Genomic DNA, 21,207 nt, shown 5'->3' with positions numbered 1-21,207 from the left:
ACTATAAGGTATAATTTTACTCTTTAGACCGGGGGAGAGAGGAACAGTCGTCAAAAGGCGACTTCCTCTCTTCTTTTGTTTCATTTCCTTTTAACGAAAACGATGGGATTATGACTGGGAGGACGCTTGTATTTTGGCTGTTCGTATTTATCGGACTTTGGTTTTTCTTTTGGTCGTTCGGGACTTCCACGTTCCAACGGCAGGAAGAGGTGCAGTTGTTTATTCCCGAATGGGTGGTTATCCGGGATATGCTGTCTGTCCCCGGTGGCTTTTGTACGGTGGTCGGGCAGGCTTTGGTTCAATATTATACTGCTTCCCTGTTTGTCTTGTGTGTTAACAGTATTTTCTTATGTGTGGCCGGTTTCTTGTGTTATCTGCTTTTGCAGGAAATCGCACCGCGCGGATATAATTTGTTGCTTGCCTTGTTTCCTGTTTTAGGATTGCTGAAGGCCCATACGAGCTCTTTTTACGTGTTGGACGGGACGGTCGGGCTGATCCTGCTTCTGCTATTCTCTTATGTTTTTATCCGTATACGGAGAATGAAGGTGCAGTTGTTTTATGGTGTGGTGAGTGTGTTTCTTATCTATGGTTTGACTGGCCAGTTGGCGGCACTTTACGGTCTGGTCGTGGTTTGCATGAGTCTTTTGTGCCGAAGGAGGAAATGGTCTGGTTCGCTTGCTGTGTTTTTGGCTGGGGTGTTGTTGGCTTATATCGGTATTCGTTTGGCTATCGGTATTCCGTTGACAGACGGGATTTATTCGGAAAGGTATCAGGAGTCCCAGTTGCAGCCGGATTCTTATGTCTATTTTATCTGGATCCGTTTTGTCGTCTTGCTTCTGATTCTGTTTGCAACGGCTTATACGATGAAGGTTCTTCCCAAAGGAAAGCGTTCGGTGAAAGTATTTGTTGCGGGAAGCTTGTTGGTCGTCCTGTTTTGCTTTTCCGCATTTTGTCTGCCCGGACCGTATGAAGTCCGGAACAACCGGATGAACGAGTTGTCCGTTTGGGAGCAAAGGAATGACTGGGACACGATTATCCGTGAACATCCGGAGAAGGAGGAGACGGATTATGTCAGCCTAAACTATTTGAATATGGCATTGGCTCAAAAAGGCCTTTTGGGCGATCGGTTGTTCCGTTATGACCAGAAAGGACCGCAAAGCCTTTTGGCTTCTTGGGACCGGACTTATTATATGAGTTGCCTGTTGAGTGATATCCATTATATGATCGGGGATATCAGCCTTTCGGAAGGATATGCGATGGAAGGATTGACACTTGCCAAGCGAGGAGGAAGTCCCCGCTTGCTTCAACGGTTGGTCAAGATTAGCTTGATACGGGGAGATTTTGCTTTGGCGGATAAGTATCTGGGTATACTCGGCCGGTTGCCGGGATATCGGCGTTGGGCGGAAAAATATGCCGGTTATATTCGTCATCCCGAAAAGATCGGGCAGGATGGAGAGCTTGCCGTAAAGACAATACCGGTCTTTCAGCCGGACAATTTGCTTTGCCTGACCGGCATCGACAGCCTTTGGTTTGGACATCTTTCGGAACCAGGCGTAAACCGGGTTGCATGGGAATATTTAGGTTGTTCCTATCTGCTGGCAAAGGAAATGGAGAAGTTCAAGATATTCCTGTCCCATGCCGGTAGATTTTTGCCGGGACAGTCCCTTCCTGTTCATTTTCAGGAGGCGGCATTGGTTTTGGCGACTGAGGACCTTTCTGTCCTTGACTGGGTTTCCATCCGGCCTGAGATAGTGCAGCGCTATAAACAATTCCAGAAAGATATTCTGAAGATCAAAAATGGCGCAGACGGGCTGCCTTGGCTTTACCGGCAATATGGAGACACTTTTTGGTTTTATTATTATTGTAAGAATTTGAATGGATAGTCTATGAAGTATTTATATTCTCTGTTGTGGCTTTGTACGGTTTTCTTTTTCTCTTGCAATGGTGGATTGCCCGATGCGGAGGAAACGGAAGGTGAAATAGAAATCTTTCCCGATTATAAAGGGGTCGCGGTCCCTTGTAATATCGCTCCGCTGAACTTCAAACTGAAAGAACCTTGCGAAGCAATCGCCCTATTCTCCGGCAAAGATCAGCAAATACGGGTGAATTCGGATAACGGTTCTTTCCAAATCCCGGAGAAGAAGTGGCGTCGGCTGTTGGACGCATCGGTTGGAGGGAACCTTACGGTCGGGATCTATATATGCAAAGATAACAGATGGTTTCGATATCCTCCTTTTTCCATTCAAGTAATCAAAGATAAAATCGATCCCTATTTGGTCTATCGCCGTATCGCACCAGGCTACCGGATGTGGAACAGGATGGGGATTTACCAGCGTTGCCTGGAGGATTTTACGGAAGAAACCTTTCTCGACAATAAGCAGACGAATAATAATTGTATGAACTGCCATTCCTTCTGTATGCAGAATCCGGATCGGATGCTTTTCCACCAACGTGCGCTACATGCCGGGACCTACATACTGACGGATGGTGATATCGAGAAGCTGGATACGAAGACCGAACGGACTATTTCCGCTTTGGTCTATCCCGCCTGGCATCCGTCCGGGCGATATGTTGCATTCTCGACGAATGATACGAAACAGGATTTTCACCTTTCGGATGCGAACCGGGTGGAAGTGTTCGACAATCGATCGGATGTCGTGGTCTATGATGTGGAGAAACATGAAATCGTAACAGCTCCCCATTTATCTTCGGAGGAGAATATGGAGACTTTTCCGGCATTCTCTCCGGATGGCAGACGGTTGTATTTCTGTTCTGCACCGGCGTGCCGGATGCCTGAGTCATATCGGGAAATCCGTTACAACCTGCAAAGCATAGCTTTCGATCCGGAAAAACGGAGTTTCGGCCAGACGATAGATACGCTTTACAACGCTAATGAGGAAGGACGGAGCGCGAAGCTGCCGAGAGTATCTCCCGATGGCCGTTTTCTGATGTACACGGTTTCGGACTATGGCAACTTCTCGATCTGGCACAAGGATGCGGATTTGCGACTATTGGACATGTTGACAGGTAAAACAGATTCCCTTCTCCAAGTGAACAGCAACGATGTCGAAAGCTATCATTCCTGGAGCAGCAACAGCCGGTGGTTCGTTTTCAGTAGCCGTCGGAATGACGGGCTGTATACACGGCCTTACATTTGTTATCTGGGTGCAAATGGTGTTCCCGGCAAACCTTTCCTGTTGCCTCAGAAAGAGATGGACTATTATGAACGTTCTCTCTTCTCTTTCAATATTCCCGAACTCATTCGCGGTAAAATCAAGGTCGATACTTATAAATTGATCGATATTAGCAAATATGGGGAAGCGGTACGGTTAAAATAATTATATCTTATAATGAATTTTCCCGTAGCAGACACTTCGTCTCCTCGGTGAAAGATGACAGATAATCAATCATGGCGTTTTTCAACACTCCCGTTCGAAAAGACATTCGACACGAGAAAAGACCACCATAAAGCTATGCTTTGGCATCCGTAACCCATAGCTTTAGCCTCTGTAAAGCTATGGGTTACGGTTTGCTGGGCGCCTATAGATTTTATTACTTGTCTGTCAAGAAATCGACCATCTGAAGAATGGCTCGTGAGCAAGCCGGGCAGAATGGGGCGTAGTCGCGCATCATACAGTGATCCATCGGGCGATAAATGCCTTTCGACAGGTAACCGCCTCCTTCGAACACGCCGGCTTTGTCCTTATGTCCGGCATCGAGTGGGGTAGGAATAGGAGTGTCTGCGGGCAATAAGTCTTTCCATTTGCTGCCGAAATCGACTAAAGTTGTGATATTCGGTTCCCACGGTTCGTATTTCAGGTTATAGAAATCCTGGTAGGCGACTTCCGAAGAAAAATATTCGTCTGCCAGGCCGGCGAAGCTATGTCCGAACTCATGTGTAAAGACGACAGGTGTCCGTGGGTTGTCGGCTGTCCCGCAGGCATAGAAGTTGTACATGCCGCCACCGCCGTACATATCTGTGTTTATCAGCAGGAATATTGCATCACATGGAACGTTCCAGACGGCATCGCGGATCGATTTCATATCCGGTGTTGTCAGATAACGGTCTACACCGAATGTATAATAACCGGAATTGAGGGCAGTGTTCTTGAAGATACCTTTACCCGAAACATCCGTGCCCGATTCTTCCGATACCAGGCAGACAGCCCATACGTTGAAGTCGTTTCGACGTGTCGTGAAAGGAGGAGTCGCGAACAAGGCTTCTGTAAACCTGTTTGCATCTGCTACGAATTTCTCCTGTTCATCCGCCGTGTATCCTTCAGCAATAAAAACAAGGTCCACTTTTTCTGTCGAATCGCCGCTTTTCTGTATCTGATGCACTTTATTGGCTTTCAGTTTTCCCCGGTCGATGAAGATACTTTTGGGATCGACCTCTTGTTTCAGCAACGGATGGAATTGCATGTCGGCCTTGTCGCGTGCCGTGATCTCGACATAGATAGGTACTTTCGGGAAAGGAACGGAAGCGCTGTTTGTCCACGATTGTGTTTCTGTCTTAGCCTGTTCTGTCGAGCGCCATTCTTCGAACAACGTATTGAAGCCGCGTGAGTAAATCAGCTTATTCGTAGCTTTGTCATAGACATTAATATAATAACCTCCGTAATTGAACTTATCGATCAGGTTCTTGACCGGACCTCCCCATACCGGTTCTTCACGCAACCCCTGGATAGCAGCCGATTGTGACTTTAGATTACCGCTCAAGGCAAAATCCACCCGGAGACTTTTCTTTTCGAAATATTTGTCGAAGTCACTCTGGGCAAATACGGAGAAGTTGCATAGAATGGCAAGAAGTAAAAGTGAAATCTTTGTTTTCATATTAGTATGCGTTATTATGTGTAATTCTTACTCGCAAATATAAGACTTTTTGTAGATTAACCGGTCGATATCGTTTAAATATGTAGCTTTTTTGTTCCTTCTGTTTTCTGCCTGTAACGTAATTGTAAAAAGAATGAAGTGTTGCTGTTATCCGCACCTTCTACTTTTGCGGCGGAAAAGAAAAACAAATAATGAAGCAATTACTACTCGTTTTATTTTTGACTTTGACTCCGGCTGCTTATCTGACCGCTGCGACAGTTAAAGGTTGGGTTAAGGATGCGCAGACCGGCGAAGAACTGATCGGTGCTGCTGTGTATGTGAAAGAAAATCCGGCGATGGGAACGACAGCCGGGCTGGACGGGACATTCGTCCTGAAAGATGTGCCGGAAGGAAAAAACATCACGTTGGTTTGCAGTTATATCAGCTATGAGACACAGGAACAGAACGTAAACACGCTGTCCGGCCGGGATGTACTGTTTAACATGAAGCCTTCGGCCATGAACCTGGAAGGTGTCACGATCATAGCCGCCAATCCGGGACGTACCGAAGCCGGTGCCCGCGGGATTGAGAAGCAGGCGATGAATGTGGTCAACGTCATGAGTGCGAAAGCGATCGAGCTGTCACCGGATATTACGGTTGCCAATGTGATCCAGCGTATGTCCGGCGTGACGGTCGAGCGTAACAGTAGCGGAGAAGGTCAGTATGCCATTTTACGGGGTATGGACAAACGGTATAACTATACGTTGGTGAACGGTGTGAAGATTCCGAGTCCCGATAATAAGAACCGCTTTGTGCCGCTTGATATCTTCCCCTCCGAGATGCTGGACCGTCTGGAGGTGACCAAATCCTTGACGGCGAATATGGAGGGAGACGGCATTGGTGGCGCTGTCAATCTGATCATGAAAGATGCTCCTTCCGAACGCCAATTTACGGCCAACTTGTCTACCGGTTATAACGCGATGTATTTCGGTCGTGACTTCCAATCGTTCAACCGGGGCGGTATCGTAAAGAAATCTCCTTACGAAGCGTTGGGGAAACCGGAAGATTACAAAGTGACGATGGAAGACTTTACGACTTCGAACCTACGGATGAAATGGAAGAAACCGCTGCCGGACCTGACTGCCGGACTTTCGTATGGCGACCGCTTTTTTGATGATAAATTGGGCGTCATGTTGGCGGGGAGTTTTCTGAGTACCAGCCGGGGAAAGGAAAGTCGGCTCTATTATCAACCGGGAACGAGCCATAACGGGATAGAATACCGTAATTATTCATCGGAACAGACACGTATCGGTGTGCATGCCAAACTGGATTACTCCTTGAACGACAACCATAAGCTGACTTGGTATAACGGTTATATGGATATGAGCGAAGCCGAAGTGCGCGAGGGGGAAGATGAAAAGGAACGGGCTGTCCGTATGCGTTGGAACCACCAGTATATCATCAATTCGACCTTAAAAGGCGAACATTTGTTTCTGTCTGGCGGAGCGTTGCGGTTGAACTGGTCGGCTGTCTTGTCCAAAGCATTCAGCGAAACGCCCGATAATGCGGAAATATATCTGTTGGGTTCCCATGTGTCTACTACGGATGCGGCCAAACGTCGTTGGGAACATAACTCGGATAAGGACAAAGCCGGATATGTCGATCTGGCATATAAGTTGAAATTGGATGGCGGGGCGATCCTGGATTTCTCGGCCGGAGGTATGTACCGGGATAAGAAGCGTGACAGTTTCTTTAATGAATATACGTTCAACTCGGCTACCGGTTCCAAGAATCCGCAATATATCAATAAGGACTGGTTTAATTTTGACGAGATACAATTCGTCCCCCGTCCTTATGGCAACATAGGGGACCCTCTGAATTACGATGCAACGGAAAAGATCGGTGCCGGATATGGAATGGTGAAGTATACCTTGAAGGAATGGGAATTGATCGCCGGGGTGCGTGTCGAGCATACGAATCAGGGATATGTACTGAAATTTCCCCGTGATGTTGATCCGGAAGGAAACCAGGACTATACGGATGTATTGCCGAGTTTCCATGCCAAATACGGTATCCATCGAAATGCCAACCTGCGTTTCTCGTATGCGCGTGCCATCAATCGTCCGAGCTTTTTCGAGATCGTGCCTTACAGCATCATTAATGAAGATTATAAGGAAAAGGGAAATCCGGACTTGAAGCATACGGTTGCCGACAATATCGATTTACGTTATGAATTTTTTCCAAAGTCTTCCGAGCAGTTTATGGTCGGCCTGTTCTATAAGAATATCCAGGACCCGATCGAATACGGGTTGTTGAACGAAGGCCAGGATACCTATTATAAACCGATGAACTTCGGTGACGCCAAGAATCTGGGGATGGAAGTCGATGTGATGAAATACTTCAACTGGTTCGGTATTAAGGCAAACTATACCTATACACATTCGAAGGTCACGACAGACAAGCGTATCATGGAAGGATCGGAAGTGAAGTCGGTGCGCCAGTCCCGTCCACTGTTCGGACAGGCGGCCCATGTGGCAAATCTCTCCCTGCTTTTCAAAGAGACCAGGCACGGCTGGGAGGGCCAGGTGTCTGCCAGCTATACGGGAAAACGTCTGAGCGACATTTCGAACTGGTATGAAGATGATATATGGGAGGACGGCTACGCCCAGCTGGATGCTTCGATAGAAAAAAGTTTCAAGAACGGCATCAGTATCTTTGGCAAGGCCTCCAACCTGTTGGATATCCCGCTCTTGCGCTACATTCAGAAAGGACCGCGTACGGAGAGTGTGGATTCAGACCGGCATAATGGGAATGTGATCGAACGGAAAGAATGGCACGGTCAGTCATTTATGCTCGGCATCCGGTATAAACTTTAACATAGCAATTATATTAATATTTACATTAAGCATTTATTTTATGAAATTCAATGCATTATTAGTGAGTGCAGCCATGATGGTCATGACTTTGGCTGCTTGTGGTGACGATGATCCTGTTAATCCGGATAATAATCAGGGTGGAAATGAAGATACGGAGACTGTGGAGGGGGATGTCGAGGGGACTTGGAAAGCCAATTCCATCATATTGGTATCAGGCCATATCACAGTACCGGCCGGTAAATCCCTGACAATAGAGGAAGGTGTGCAGGTTATCTTTGATGACAAAGGTGTCGGAGCCAACCATGTCCCTGTTGAATTTACGGTAGACGGCAATCTTTACTGTAAGGGAACAGCTGAAAATCCGGTCCTTTTCTCCGTAGCTGAGGAAAATCGCACGAAAGAGAATACGTTTGCCGGCTTATGGGGTGGTATCGTCGCTTCGAACAGTTGCGAGGAAATGTTGATCGACCATACCGTTATCGAATATACGGGTGGCCAGGTGGTGGAAGGTTCTCCGGCTGCGGCCAACGGTGTATATACGGCCGGTGACGACGCTTATCCGCAGATCACGACTAACAATATCAAGGGGAAATATGTCATCACTAATTCTGTTCTTCGTAATGGCTGGTCTGACGGTATTTATTTGATGGGCGGACAGGCAATCATAGCTGGCAATACGTTTGCCGCCAACGGATATGACGGGGCGGAAGCTGTCAATGTAAAAGCCGGATGTACGGTGGATGTCGCCGGTAATATCATGTTCAGCCCGAACACTAACGGATTGAAACTGTCCAGTTCAGGCCAGAGCGAAACGCGCGGCCAGGCTAAGGTTCAGGCCTACAATAATACAATCGTCAATGCCGGTTGGCGTCGCGACGGTGAGAAGGGTGGTTGTGTATATGCTGAAAAGAATGTGTTGGCGAATGTTTTCAACAACTTGATGGTAAATTGCAAGTTCCGTGCCATGACTCCGAGCTTCAAGAACCCGAACGACCCGGAAGAGGGTTATAGCGACCAGTCTGTGATCGATTATAATTTTTATGCTTCCGGTAGCCAGAAAAGTGATATTGTATATGAAGAGGAAAGCGGTGTCGCCTATGCATGGGCCGGTTATAACTACGAACATAAGAATTACAACTCCGGAGTAGTGGATGTGCATAGCATTATCGCTACTGAAAATGATTTGAAGGACCCGCTGTTCGAAAACTTTGCCGTTAACGAAGTCGCTTTGACCGAATATGTATATGATGAAGGATGGGATTTCCATGTCAAATCCGGTTCTCCGGTATTGGCAGGCGCTAATAGCGGAACAGATGCCAACTTGGTTCCCTACTTTTCGACAAACGGGCTTTTCGTAAATGGTGTCATTTACCATTCGCCGGCGGTGAAAGCACAATTCGGAGCTTTCGGTTTAAAATAAAAGAACATGATGAATAGAAGAAATTATTTACAGACCTTATCGGCTTTGTTCGCAGTCTCCGCTTTTGGGGGCTGCACTTCTGCCGGTAAGCAGAAAGATGCGTCGAATTCGGAAACGGATATTGCCGGTCCTGCTTTAGCAGGGGAGGCATTCGACGTTCCGGCCGTATCGGAAGAAAGCAAAAATTTTTATCTGGTCAGCGACTTGGGACGGAACGGTTATTATGAACAAAAGACGATTGCCGAGTTGATGGGAAACCTGGCGGAAAAGATAGACATCGAATTTATTGTCGCGGCCGGGGATACTCATCATTTCGAGGGAGTAGCCAGCGTCGACGATCCGTTGTGGATGACAAACTACGAGCTTGTTTACAGCCATCCTGAGCTGATGCTGGAGTGGTTTGCCGTCAACGGGAACCATGAGTATCGCGGTAATACGCAAGCGGTATTGGATTACGGCAAGAAAAGCCGTCGTTGGATCGTCCCTTCCCGTTATTACTCAAAAGTCGTGGAGGCGGGTGAAAATGAGAAAGCCTTGTTGGTATTTATAGATACTTCGCCTCTGATTGACAAATACCGTGAAGATACGGAGAAATATCCCGATGCCGGCAGACAGGATATGGAAGAGCAGCTTCAATGGATTGAAAAAACGCTTGCCTCTTCTGCTGAGAAATGGAAGATCGTAATCGGCCATCATCCTGTCTATGCCGATACGCCGAAAGAGGAAAGTGAACGTGCCGATATGCGTAAACGTTTGGAGCCTCTGTTGGACAGATATGGTGTCGATATGTATTTTTGTGGTCATATTCATAACTTCCAGCACATCCAGCCTGCTGACAGCAAGGTTGACTATCTGGTAAATACATCCGGTTCACTTTCCCGTAAGGTAAAGACTGTCGAGGGTACGAAGTTCTGTAATCCGGAAGCCGGGTTCACTGTAGTCAGCATGGAAGATAGTAAGTTATCCTTTTATCTGATGAATGGAAAAGGGAAAATACTGTACGAGTACAGCCGAACAAGATAATACCATCGAAAAAGAACATATTTATTCCTTGTTAGTCCGGAAATCTCCTTGTATTTCATATGCAAGGCGATTCCGGACATTTCCTTTTGGTCGAAAATATGAATGATAGATTCTTTTGATTTTGTTGTTTTATTGTCTGATTATAAGTGATTTATTATACTGATAAAGACGAGTGAAAAACCGAACTTATTGTCTTTTTTAAACTAAACGCGTTTTTCCCTGTTTATTAAATAGACACCACATGCCCGGTCCTGGGAATTACTTCTAAACATGACCAAATATAATTTTTAAAATATGACGAAAATAGAAATAAAAGACTTATCGATTCTTTTCGGACCTGAGAAGGCCAAAGCGAAAAAGATGATTAAGCAAGGTAAGAGCAAACAGGAAATTTTAAAAGAAACAGGCTGTACCATAGCTGTCCGTAATGCCAATCTGGAAATAAAGGAAGGAGAGATGTTCGTGATAATGGGGCTCTCCGGTAGTGGTAAGTCGACGTTGGTGCGTTGCATTAACCGGCTGAACGAACCCTCTATGGGGGAGATATGGTTGAGCGGTAGGAACATCACATCTCTGTCGGATAAGGAACTGTTGCAAATACGCCGTAAGGAGATGGCGATGGTATTCCAGCATTTTGGCCTGTTGCCTCACCGGACTGTATTGAGTAATATAGCTTTCGGGCTTGAATTGCAGGGAGTACCTAAAGAAGAGCGCGAAAAGAAAGCATATGAAAGCATAGCCGTTGTAGGATTGAAAGGATATGAGAACCAGCGTGTGGACGAACTCTCCGGAGGTATGCAGCAGCGCGTCGGATTGGCACGTGCTTTGGCGAACGACCCGGAAGTCCTGTTGATGGACGAGGCTTTTTCTGCCCTTGACCCACTTATCCGCGAACAGATGCAGGACGAGTTGCTGGACTTGCAGGAGAAGATGAAACGTACCATTGTCTTTATCACACATGATCTGGACGAGGCCATCAAATTAGGCGACCGTATTGCCATTATGAAGGATGGCGAAGTCGTACAGGTCGGGACGCCCGAAGAGATATTGACCGATCCGGCGAACGACTATGTCACCCGTTTTACCGAGAGTGTGGATCGTGGGCGTGTCGTTACGGCCTCTTCCATCATGCTGACTCAACCGATCGTTGTCCGTATCCGCAAAGATGGTCCGGAGGCCATAATCCGCAAGATGAGGGAAAAACGTTTGTATGCATTGCCCGTGATCGGAACGGACGAGCAGTTTCTTGGTGAAATACGGTTGAAAGATGTGCTGCGGTTGCGTAAGGAAGGGGCGCGGGATATCAGTTCGATTGTCATGAAAGAGGTCCCTTCCGTATTGGAGAGTATGACAGTCGAAGATATGTTGCCCCTCTTGCCGAAAGTCCAGCAGGCTTTGCCGGTGGTCGATGAGAATAACCGTTTGAAAGGTGTCGTATCGACTTCAGCCATCATTATCGAGATGACCGGAAAAGATCAGAAAGAAATAGAAGAAATCATTCAAAACGCAATAGATTTATGATAAATATCGGAAAATATATAGAAATGGCCATTAATTGGCTGACAGAAAACTTTGCTGGCCTTTTTGATGTAATCAACCACATCGTAGGCGGCTTTATCGACGGCTTCCAGGGAATACTGATGTGGGTCCCGTTCTACCTGATGATTGCGGGAATAGCAGCTTTGGCTTGGTGGAAAGCCGGAAAGGGAACCGCTGTCCTGACCTTGCTCGGTTTACTTTTGATTTGGGGGATGGGGTTTTGGGTACAGACCATGCAGACTGTGGCGCTTGTCTTGTCGTCGACGATCATCGCCTTGTTGTTCGGTGTCCCGCTGGGAATCTGGACCGGGCGAAACGATAAGGCGGCTAAGGTGATCCGTCCGGTTTTGGATCTGATGCAGACGATGCCCGCTTTTGTCTATTTGATTCCGGCTGTCCTGTTTTTCGGACTGGGACCTGTTCCGGGCGCTTTTGCCACCGTGATATTTGCCATGCCTCCGGTTGTCCGTCTTACCGACTTGGGAATCCGTCAGGTTCCGGAAGATATTGTAGAGGCGACCCGTTCGTTCGGGGCCACTTCGGGACAACTTCTTTTTAAAGTACAGCTCCCGTTGGCTTTACCTACCATTATGGCAGGAGTGAACCAGACAATCATGATGGCTCTCTCTATGGTTGTGATTGCGGCCATGATCTCGGCTGGCGGATTAGGTGAGATCGTATTGAAAGGAATCACACAAATGAAAATCGGACTTGGTTTTGAAGGCGGCATAGCCGTCGTGATTCTAGCGATCGTTTTGGATCGTATTACACAGGGCTTTGTCCGTAGAAAGTAAAACAGATAAAAAGAAAAGTATTTATGAGAAGATTGATTATCATTATAAATTTATCCCTTATTGTAGCCTTCATGATGATGTTCGCTGATTGCAGCGATTCCTCGAATGGCAGGAAACAGGTTTCGATCGGTTATGTAAACTGGTCGGAAGGCATAGCCATGAGCTATCTGGCGAAAGTCATGCTTGAGAGCAAGGGGTATGATGTGATGCTGCGAAATGCGGATATTGCACCGGTCTTTGTCTCGATGGCGGCCGGTAAAGTCGATGTTTTTATGGATGCATGGCTTCCGGCTACACATGCCGATTATATAAGGAAATATGGCGATAACTTGGAAGCGTTAGGAGTAGCCTATAAAAATGCCAGGATGGGGCTGGTAGTCCCTTCGTATGTCACGATCCGTTCCATAGAAGAATTGAATGAGCATAAAGAGAAGTTCCGTAACGAGATCATCGGTATCGATGTCGGGGCCGGCTTGATGAATGAGACTGAGCGTGTCATCCGGGAATATCCGGTCGAGCTGACGTTAAAACCTTCGAGCGGTGCGACAATGGTCGCATTTCTCCAGAAATCGATTGAGAACAAAGAGTGGATCGTGGTAACCGGCTGGACTCCCCACTGGATGTTCTCCCGCTACGACCTTAAATTTCTAGATGATCCGCAAAAACAGTACGGCGATGCCGAACAGATTCAGATTATGGCAACCAAAGGCTTTTCTGACAAAGATCCGTATGCAGCCGCTTTTTTCCGGAACTTTTCTCTCGATAATGACCAATTGAGCGAATTGATGGATTTGGTGGAGGCTTATCCGATGCACGAGGAAGAGGGAGCTAAAATTTGGTTATCGGAACATCCGGAAGTGAATGAATTTTTTCCTACATTCGCAGAAAAGTAGAAAAATTGAATTATGAAGGATATCCGGAAAGTTATAGGTTTATTGTTGTGTATGACAATCTGTTGTTATATGACGGGCGAGGAAAAGAAAAATCTGAATATAGTATTTATCGGAAACAGCATAACGCAAGGCGCTTTGTTGGAAAATCCGAGACATGAGGCTCCCCCTGTGAAGGCCGCTTTGTATCTGCGCAGGCAGCCGTCTGTCGGAACTGTCCGCTATTCCAACCAGGGGGTAAGTGGAAGTACGACTTTTGATTTTCTGCCTCAAACCGATTTGCTATTCCCGAAGGTGGTCCGGGTCGCCGACCAGTTCAAAGATGAAACTTGGGCGACTTTGATCTTTTCTATTATGCTTGGGACGAACGACAGCGCTATTACAGGACCGAACGGAGCTCCGGCCTCGCCTGCCAAGTATTATGAAAATATGAAAACGATTATCGATAAGTTGCTGGCACTCTATCCGGAATGCAAGATCGTATTACACCGGCCGGTATGGTACAGCCCGAATACATACAACGGAGCCAAATACCTAGAAGAGGGATTGAATCGTCTGCAAAGTTATTATCCTGAATTACAGGCGTTGGTTCTCGATTATTCCAAACATTTTCCCGGACAGGTCTTTATGGGAGATACGGATGGTTTCGATTATTTCAAGACGCATTATAAAAACGAACTCTTCCCCGAAAAGGGAAATGCAGGAACTTTCTATCTACATCCTAACCGGAAAGGGGCTTCTGCTTTGGGAGAGCTGTGGGGGAAAGCGATACTTGGGGCAATTGACAATTAATAAGAATGTGTCAACTAATTGTCAATTGTCCATTATAATTGTCCATTGTTTTTATCTTTTGCCCAATCTGTGGTCAAGGATACCAACATGGCATTCGCCATAGTTCTTCAACTGTTCTACGATTTCTTTAGCTGTAGATTCTTCTTCAACCTGCTCGCGAACGAACCCAAAGAGGAAGTCTCTTGATGCATGGTCTTTATCTTCTTCTGCGATATCGACCATTTTGTCGATCAGTTCGGAAACGTAGCATTCGTGTTTGTAAACATGTTCGAATAATTCTGTGACGCTGCCCCATGCAGTAGGAACGACATTGATCTGCCCGATTGTGATATCACCGCCGCGGTCGATAGTGAAGTCGATCATTTTGTGGGCATGCTCCATTTCTTCTTCTGCTTGCTTTTTCATCCAGTGGGCGAAACCGTTTAATCCCAGTTTCTGGAAGTGCACGGACATGGACAGATACAAGTTGGATGACCACATTTCTGCATTAACCTGTGCGTTAAATGCTTCGGATAATTTCTTGCTTAAAATCATAATTTTATTTCCTTTCTTTCAATTAGATTTATAATACGATACAATGTTTATATAGGCAAAGATATAGATAAAAAGATAATGGTTTGCTTTAACCGGATAATATTTTTCCAATAAAACAAACCATTATAGCCTTTAGTTTATATGAGACAACAGATTATTTGATTTCGATAATCTTTTCAGCTTTCTTGGCTGCTTCCTCGCTCATTTTCGGGATGATGATGTTCAACACGCCATTCTCGACTTTTGCTTCGATCTTTTCTTTCTCTGCGTTTTCGGGAAGAACCATTGTCTGCTGGAATTTGCTATAGGAGAATTCGCGTCTCAGATAGCGTCCTTCTTTTTTGTCTTCATTCTTTTCTTCTTTTTTCTCCATCGATACGACCAGATTGTCGTTCTCGTCGATGCGGATGTTGAAATCGTCTTTTGTCATACCAGGAGCAGCAACTTCTACCCGATAGTCCTTTTCCGATTCAATCACGTTGATGGCGGGAGCTGTAGAGTTCGCTTTAATCATCCAGTCGTTGTCAAATAAATCGTTGAATACATACGGTAACCAATTTTGACTTCTTCTCATCGGTGTCATAATACAGTCCTCCAATTATTTAGTTAAACATTTATATTCTTTTCCGCTCTCGTTTCTTCTAATCCGAAAGCACTATATCAACTTCAAAAGACATGCCAGAACAATATGTCCGGCGTTAATATGAATAAAGGATGATAAACGAAGTTGAAAATCCTTTCCGGAGGCCATGATTTTAGGTAAACAGGCTTACTCGTATGGATATATGTGTTTGAAAATGGGATTGTTAATGGAGAGTGCCTGTAGGAAAATTTGGCAGAAAAGGAACCATTTTGGCATGTAAATAGTGGCAGAAAAGCAATAACGCTTATCTTTATGGTTTAATTATAAATATTGAAGGTATGAAAAAGAAAATAGAGGCTCTTCTCAAACGTTTACAGATAGCAGTGCGGCACAATCCGGCAGAGGTAGTTCTGTCTGTTTTATTTTGCTGTTTCGGTTGCGCGCTGTATGAGACATCTTGGGCAAGACTGGCTGTTGTCGTTTATTACTTCCCGGTCTTATTCCTGATTACCTGTACATTGAATTCGATGACGGAAGGATCGCGCTGGCGTTTTGCCTATTATCTGTCTGTGTTGTTCTTTATTCCGTTTTTCTGGAAGGAGAAAGATTTCTGGTCTGTTTTCTATTGGGTGACGCTCGTAGTAGTGCAACTGCTGTATCTGGTGTGCGACTGGAGACGGGATAACGATAGGTTTGTCAGGAAAGGGCTTTGTTACCTTCGGGCGATGCTTTCTGCCGGATTGCTGGCCGGGATTGCCTGGCTGCTTTCTATCTCCATCTATTATTCGATCCAGTATATTTTTGAGATATGGCAATATGGGGAACGGCGGTTTATGGCCTATTCGTCCAGTATCGCATTTGCAGGGATATTGCCGTTGTTGTTCCTTTTGTTTAACCGGGAGAAAGAGGAGGAGGAAGGCGTGAACAAACTGTTTGATGTATTGCTGAATTACGTCCTTTCGCCGGCCTTGCTGATATATGCGGTTATCTTGTATCTCTATTTTGTCAAAGTGGCCGTTTTGTGGTCCTTGCCCAAAGGTGCGGTTGCTTATATTGTCGTTAGTTTTATTTCGGCTACATTCATTCTGAAAAGTTGCCAGCCGTTCCTGGAGAGAAGATATTATGATTGGTTTTACCGCTATTCCGGTTGGGCTGTACTTCCGGCGTTGGTCATGTATTGGGTGGGAACTTTCTACCGGATCAACCAGTACGGATATACGGAAGCGCGGGTGTATCTGGTGGTGGTAGGCGCTATCCTGACGGGGACTGTCCTGCTGTTCTTTTTCCGACGGACCGCACATTATTTGTATGCGGTTGTGCTTGCCGTCGTTTTGTTGTCCTTTGTCACGTATATACCGTGCATAACAGCGAGGGACATAGAACAGATCTCGCAGGAAAAGCGCGACAATTATCCGATTCCGGCAAATCCGGGCAATTATTATGAATATGTAACCATTACCGATTATTCACCTTTGGATATTACGGGATATGAAACGCTCCAGGCTGTCGGCCGCTATGACGAAGGCCCGATAAACAGCATGATACAGATGGACACCTTCTATTTATGCGATAAAAACTCACTAATTCTTTTCGAAGCAGAAAGAGATTCTTTGCTTTTCCGCCAGATGGAGAAGGTTGGGTTGGCTCCGTCCGATTCGATCCCGGATGATTTATATCCGGATATTCTCCGGCTGGATCTGGATTCGGCTCTGTATGTGTTCGGCGAGATTTCTGTCTACCGCAGTTCGCCGGATTCGGCTTATACGGTCTCTTATATGGGAGGAGGGTATTATCTGAAAAAAAAGAGTATCTTTGCCGACTCGTAATAAATAGCAAGCATGAAAAAGAATAATCAGAAAACTTTGTTTTCCGCTCCCGGAGGGAAGTCTTATCTTGTCCCGTTTATATTGATCACCAGCCTGTTCTTGTTGTGGGGTTTTGCTCATGGTCTGTTGGACGTATTGAATAAGCATTTTCAAGGTGTCTTTACGATGACGAAGGCAGAGAGCGGCCTTGTGCAGTTCTCCACTTATATCGCTTATTTCCTGATGGCGCTCCCTGCCGGTATGTTCATGAAACGGTTCGGGTATAAGAAAGGGATTATTTTAGGGTTATGCCTGTTTGCTGTTGGTGCGTTCGCTTTTATTCCGGCGGCTTATCTGCATTCGGCATCTCCATTCCTGATCGCCCTTTTTGTGATTGCCTGTGGGCTTTGTATTCTGGAAACGGCAGCCAACCCTTATTCCACGATTTTAGGGCCGGAGGAATCGGGGGCGCAACGCCTGAATTTGTCTCAATCGTTTAACGGGTTAGGTTGGATTTTAGGCCCGCTGGTCGGTGGCATGCTGATATTCGGTGGCGAGGAGAGCGATCCGTTTACGTTGACGAAACCATATATCCTGGTTGGCTCGGTTGTTTTACTGGTAGCCATTCTTTTCATCTTTACCAAACTACCCGAAGTACAGGTGGAAGAAGATACGGATGCGGAAGAAAAAGAATATGTACCCGCATCCGGTACTGCCTCCATGTGGAGACATCCGCAGTTTGTCCGGGCTATTATTGCACAGTTTTGCTATTGTGCTGCCCAGACGGGAATTTTCAGTTTCTTCATTAATTATGTGACGGAAGTCGATACTTCGATGACGAATATTGAGGCTTCGCGTATCTTGGCTTTCGGAGGAATGGCTTTGTTTATGATCGGCCGTCTGTCCGGCAGTTTTACGATGAAGTGGATGTCTCCGGCCCGTCTCCTGACATGGTTCGCTTTGGCGGATGCTGTCTGTATGGCGTTGGTCGTCGTGTCTGTCGGTACGGTTTCTTTGTATGCGCTCTATCTTTCTTTTTTCTTCATGTCCATTATGTTCCCGACAATCTTTGCACTCGGCCTGGAAGGTATGGGTTCTTCTACAAAGAAAGCATCATCCTATATCGTTATGGGAGTAGCAGGCGGAGCCTTTGCCCCAATGCTGATGGGATATATCGGGGCCGATAACATGGCGATTGGGTTTGTGATTCCGTTGTTGTCTTTCCTGTATATCCTGTATTTTGCTTTGCGGTGCAAGAAGAAATAACATAAAAACAATCTCTATTTATACTGTCATACTATCATACTTTGCCTTCTGCCGATTGAATATTAAGGTGTACAAAAAATGATAGGAGGCATGATGGTTGTTTTTCCACTATCATATTATCATAAAGACAAGCACATTTTTTATCAAAGCATATAGCTTATTTTTAAGTAACTACCTATCTATTCTTTTTGAGACCCGGATCTCGGTTCCTCTGATACCTGGGTCTCGATACCGTGCAGATGGGGGTCGGAATCCTGCTGGAATAAGGGTTTTCACGAGAAAACTTGCTTGCTTTTTGTTAAATTTGTCCGTTACTTTTGAAAGAAACAAAGGTAACGGACAAATCGCGGTAGCTGCCTTCCTATGAGTGCTATTGGTTCAACATTTGATATAACTTATCCAGCTTCGGAGCCATGATGATTTCGGTACGGCGGTTTTTAGCACGGCCGTCGGCTGTCTCATTGTCGGCAACAGGCATGAATTCGCCGCGGCCGCAAGGTTGTATCTGCAAAGGTTTGACACCGTAGTCCTTTGTCAGGATGCGGACGACCGAAGTGGCGCGGATGACACTGAGATCCCAGTTGTCTTTAAACTGGGCGGTGTTGATCGGCTTGCTATCGGTGTGCCCTTCGATATAAACGTCGATGTCGGATTGTTTGTTAAGGACTTCGGCGAGTTTGGCCAAAGCCTCCTTGCCACGCTTGTCGACACGGGCGCTTCCCGATTCGAAAAGAAGTTTGTCTGACATGGCAACGTAGACTTTTCCGTCTTTTTCGCGGACGGTCAGTTCGTCGCTACTGAAACCCAGGAGGGCATCCTTTACACTGTTGAGCAAGTTCTGTACCCGTTCAGTCTGTGCATTGATCATATCCTGTAGTTCGTTGATCGTCCGTTCGCGTTCATCCAGTTCGTTCATCTTCTGGCTCAGGAGTGAATTCAATTTTTCCTGCTCCGTCATGTTGGTGTTGAGCATGCTTTGATAGTTGCGGATGTTCTTGCCCATGCGGGTGGTATCCCGTTCAAGTGAAGCAAGACGTGAAGTGAGGCCGTCGTTGTTGTCACGGCAGTTTACAAGCTGATTCTGCAGGTCGTCTCCCCGGGCAATGGCTTCCAGGCGTCCGTTTTCGGCTAGCAGATACTTTTTTTTCGTTACACAAGAAGTGCAGACAAGCAGTACGGAGACTGCAACTAATAGAACTTTTTTCATTTTGTAGACAATTTTAGCGAATGTAATATTTATTACACATAACTAGTACTGGGTTTAGAATATTTGCAAATAATTAAACTATAATTAAGGTAGTATGAAAGTAGGGGAAATAATGGACACCTCTGAATAATATGCTATATTTGCTTCCTCATAGCAGAATAAGAAGATGGGAAAAGTATTGATTATCGATGATGAGAAGCAAATTTTAAGCCTCCTGTCCCGTATTATCGGGCTGGAAGGTTATGAAGTGTTCCAAGCAACCAACTGCAAAGTAGGTATCAAGCAGCTCGAACAGAACGATCCCGAAGTGGTGCTCTGTGATGTTTGCCTGCCAGACGGGAGCGGTGTGGAGCTTGTCTCTGAACTGAAACGCCTGCGTCCCCTTTCGGAAGTGATCTTGCTTACGGCCCACGGTAATATCCCCGACGGAGTACAAGCTATCAAGAACGGTGCGTTTGACTATATCACCAAAGGTGACGACAACAATAAAATCCTTCCCTTGATTGCAAAGGCGATGGAAAAGGCTACCGTTGCCTACAGCCAGCAGAAGGCTGTAGGCAAACAGTATTCGTTTGCCACTGTCATCGGCCGTTCGCCTGCTATAGAGGAGGCTGTTTCTTTGGCACGCAAGGTTGCCGCCACGGATGTTCCCGTCTTGCTCACCGGAGAGACCGGGACTGGCAAAGAAGTGTTTGCACAGTCCATCCACCAGCACAGTTCCCGCAGTGATAAAGCCTTTGTCGCTATCAACTGCTCCTCTTTCAGTCGCGATCTGTTGGAAAGCGAGATGTTCGGGCATAAGGCGGGAGCTTTCACCGGTGCACTCAAAGAGACGAAAGGACTGTTTGAGGAAGCAGACAACGGCACGATCTTCCTCGACGAGATCGGTGAGATGGCGTTCGATCTTCAGGCCAAGTTACTCCGTATTCTCGAAACCGGTGAATTCCTCAAGATTGGAGACACGAAACCTGTCAAGGTGAATGTGCGTGTGATAGCCGCCACCAACCGTGACTTAGCAAAAGAAATTGCCGACGGCCATTTTCGTGAGGACTTGTTTTACAGGCTTTCTGTTTTCCATATTCACCTGCCGCCGCTCCGCGAACGGGTGGACGACATTCCTCTGCATGTCGAGGCGTTTGTTTCCGCACTGTCTTCTAAGATAGGAAAGACCATCCGCACGATCTCGCCGGACTATGTCCGTATCTTGAAACGGTATCCTTGGAAAGGGAATGTCCGTGAACTGCGCAATGTCGTGGAGCGCAGCCTCATTATCTCCGATGGAGACACCTTGACTGCAGACACCTTGCCGCTCACAATACAGAACCCTCAAGATAATACCGACAGCAGCTATTCCGGCTTCGACCTTGACGGCGTAGAGAAGATGCATATTCAAAAGGTATTGAAGTATACCAACGGCAACAAGACGGAAACCTCCCGCCTGTTAGGTATCGGCTTGACGACCCTCTACAGGAAGATCGAAGAATATGGCCTTTGATTGTGAAATAGAATTGGCGGTAGGGCGAAAAGGCGCTGGTGTGTTGAGAGTGTCGAATGCATTTTGGAATCCCCGGTTGGAAGATGCACATTCAAAGTCTGCATCGGTATGACTGCCGGTGTAGACGAGTCGTACCAGGTGCTGTCGGTTTTCTGATACAGGACGTTGCTG

16 protein-coding genes are annotated in these 21,207 nt (G+C 46.3%); 12 read left to right on the top strand and 4 right to left on the bottom strand.

The annotated features are described in order from the left end of the window. Positions 1–110: 110 nt before the first annotated feature. On the top strand, positions 111–1,883 hold the full coding sequence (locus NQ542_RS08655; protein ID WP_005636262.1) for a DUF6057 family protein: 1,773 nt from the start codon (positions 111–113) through the stop codon (positions 1,881–1,883). 3 nt (positions 1,884–1,886) lie between these two features. Further along, entirely contained in the window at positions 1,887–3,338 is a 1,452-nt protein-coding gene (locus tag NQ542_RS08650) for a TolB family protein (RefSeq protein ID WP_005636263.1), read from the top strand. Positions 3,339–3,552: 214 nt separating this feature from the next. Here NQ542_RS08650 and NQ542_RS08645 read toward each other — a convergent pair whose 3' ends face one another. Further along, complete coding sequence (locus NQ542_RS08645) at positions 3,553–4,833, bottom strand: M64 family metallopeptidase (RefSeq protein ID WP_005636265.1); 1,281 nt, start codon at positions 4,831–4,833, stop codon at positions 3,553–3,555. A gap of 191 nt (positions 4,834–5,024) precedes the next feature. Between NQ542_RS08645 and NQ542_RS08640 the strand changes: the two genes are divergently transcribed. From NQ542_RS08640 to NQ542_RS08610, 7 genes are all read left to right on the top strand, one after another. Beyond that, entirely contained in the window at positions 5,025–7,688 is a 2,664-nt protein-coding gene (locus NQ542_RS08640) for a TonB-dependent receptor (protein WP_005636268.1), read from the top strand. 40 nt (positions 7,689–7,728) lie between these two features. Then, positions 7,729–9,108: a hypothetical protein gene (locus NQ542_RS08635; protein WP_005636270.1), complete on the top strand. Its 1,380-nt coding sequence runs from the start codon at positions 7,729–7,731 to the stop codon at positions 9,106–9,108. 6 nt (positions 9,109–9,114) lie between these two features. Beyond that, entirely contained in the window at positions 9,115–10,131 is a 1,017-nt protein-coding gene (locus NQ542_RS08630; protein WP_005636272.1) for a metallophosphoesterase, read from the top strand. Positions 10,132–10,425: 294 nt separating this feature from the next. Continuing rightward, entirely contained in the window at positions 10,426–11,652 is a 1,227-nt protein-coding gene (locus tag NQ542_RS08625; protein WP_005636274.1) for a quaternary amine ABC transporter ATP-binding protein, read from the top strand. Further along, positions 11,649–12,464 carry an ABC transporter permease gene (locus NQ542_RS08620; RefSeq protein WP_005636276.1) on the top strand — a complete coding sequence of 272 codons (816 nt, stop codon included), beginning with the start codon at positions 11,649–11,651 and terminating at the stop codon, positions 12,462–12,464. The genes NQ542_RS08625 and NQ542_RS08620 overlap by 4 nt, the downstream gene beginning before the upstream one ends. Positions 12,465–12,487: 23 nt before the next feature. Further along, positions 12,488–13,357 carry a glycine betaine ABC transporter substrate-binding protein gene (locus NQ542_RS08615; RefSeq protein ID WP_005636278.1) on the top strand — a complete coding sequence of 290 codons (870 nt, stop codon included), beginning with the start codon at positions 12,488–12,490 and terminating at the stop codon, positions 13,355–13,357. A gap of 69 nt (positions 13,358–13,426) precedes the next feature. Then, positions 13,427–14,146 carry an SGNH/GDSL hydrolase family protein gene (locus NQ542_RS08610; protein WP_005636280.1) on the top strand — a complete coding sequence of 240 codons (720 nt, stop codon included), beginning with the start codon at positions 13,427–13,429 and terminating at the stop codon, positions 14,144–14,146. 51 nt (positions 14,147–14,197) lie between these two features. Here NQ542_RS08610 and NQ542_RS08605 read toward each other — a convergent pair whose 3' ends face one another. Together NQ542_RS08605 and NQ542_RS08600 are read right to left on the bottom strand one after the other, a co-directional pair. Next, the gene (locus tag NQ542_RS08605) at positions 14,198–14,680 is read right to left on the bottom strand and encodes a ferritin (RefSeq protein ID WP_005636282.1); all 483 of its coding nucleotides are present in this window, start codon (positions 14,678–14,680) and stop codon (positions 14,198–14,200) included. A gap of 154 nt (positions 14,681–14,834) precedes the next feature. Beyond that, positions 14,835–15,263, bottom strand: coding sequence for an Hsp20/alpha crystallin family protein (locus NQ542_RS08600; RefSeq protein WP_005636284.1), 429 nt, complete (start codon positions 15,261–15,263; stop codon positions 14,835–14,837). A 338-nt stretch (positions 15,264–15,601) separates the two neighbouring features. Between NQ542_RS08600 and NQ542_RS08595 the strand changes: the two genes are divergently transcribed. Further along, positions 15,602–17,089 carry a DUF4153 domain-containing protein gene (locus tag NQ542_RS08595; protein ID WP_005636286.1) on the top strand — a complete coding sequence of 496 codons (1,488 nt, stop codon included), beginning with the start codon at positions 15,602–15,604 and terminating at the stop codon, positions 17,087–17,089. A 12-nt stretch (positions 17,090–17,101) separates the two neighbouring features. Continuing rightward, entirely contained in the window at positions 17,102–18,334 is a 1,233-nt protein-coding gene (locus NQ542_RS08590) for a sugar MFS transporter (RefSeq protein ID WP_005636288.1), read from the top strand. A 370-nt stretch (positions 18,335–18,704) separates the two neighbouring features. Here the strand turns inward: NQ542_RS08590 and NQ542_RS08585 are convergent, their stop codons facing one another. After that, positions 18,705–19,541 carry an OmpA/MotB family protein gene (locus NQ542_RS08585; protein ID WP_005636289.1) on the bottom strand — a complete coding sequence of 279 codons (837 nt, stop codon included), beginning with the start codon at positions 19,539–19,541 and terminating at the stop codon, positions 18,705–18,707. A gap of 166 nt (positions 19,542–19,707) precedes the next feature. Here NQ542_RS08585 and NQ542_RS08580 point away from each other — a divergent pair, with 166 nt between their 5' ends. Further along, positions 19,708–21,036, top strand: coding sequence for a sigma-54-dependent transcriptional regulator (locus NQ542_RS08580; RefSeq protein WP_005636291.1), 1,329 nt, complete (start codon positions 19,708–19,710; stop codon positions 21,034–21,036). The last annotated feature ends 171 nt before the right edge of the window (positions 21,037–21,207 follow it).

The organism is Parabacteroides merdae ATCC 43184 (genome assembly GCF_025151215.1).
GTDB classification, from domain to species: domain Bacteria; phylum Bacteroidota; class Bacteroidia; order Bacteroidales; family Tannerellaceae; genus Parabacteroides; species Parabacteroides merdae.
Note: the sequence above shows the minus strand (reverse complement) of the source record. Positions and strands in the feature narration are given on the sequence as shown.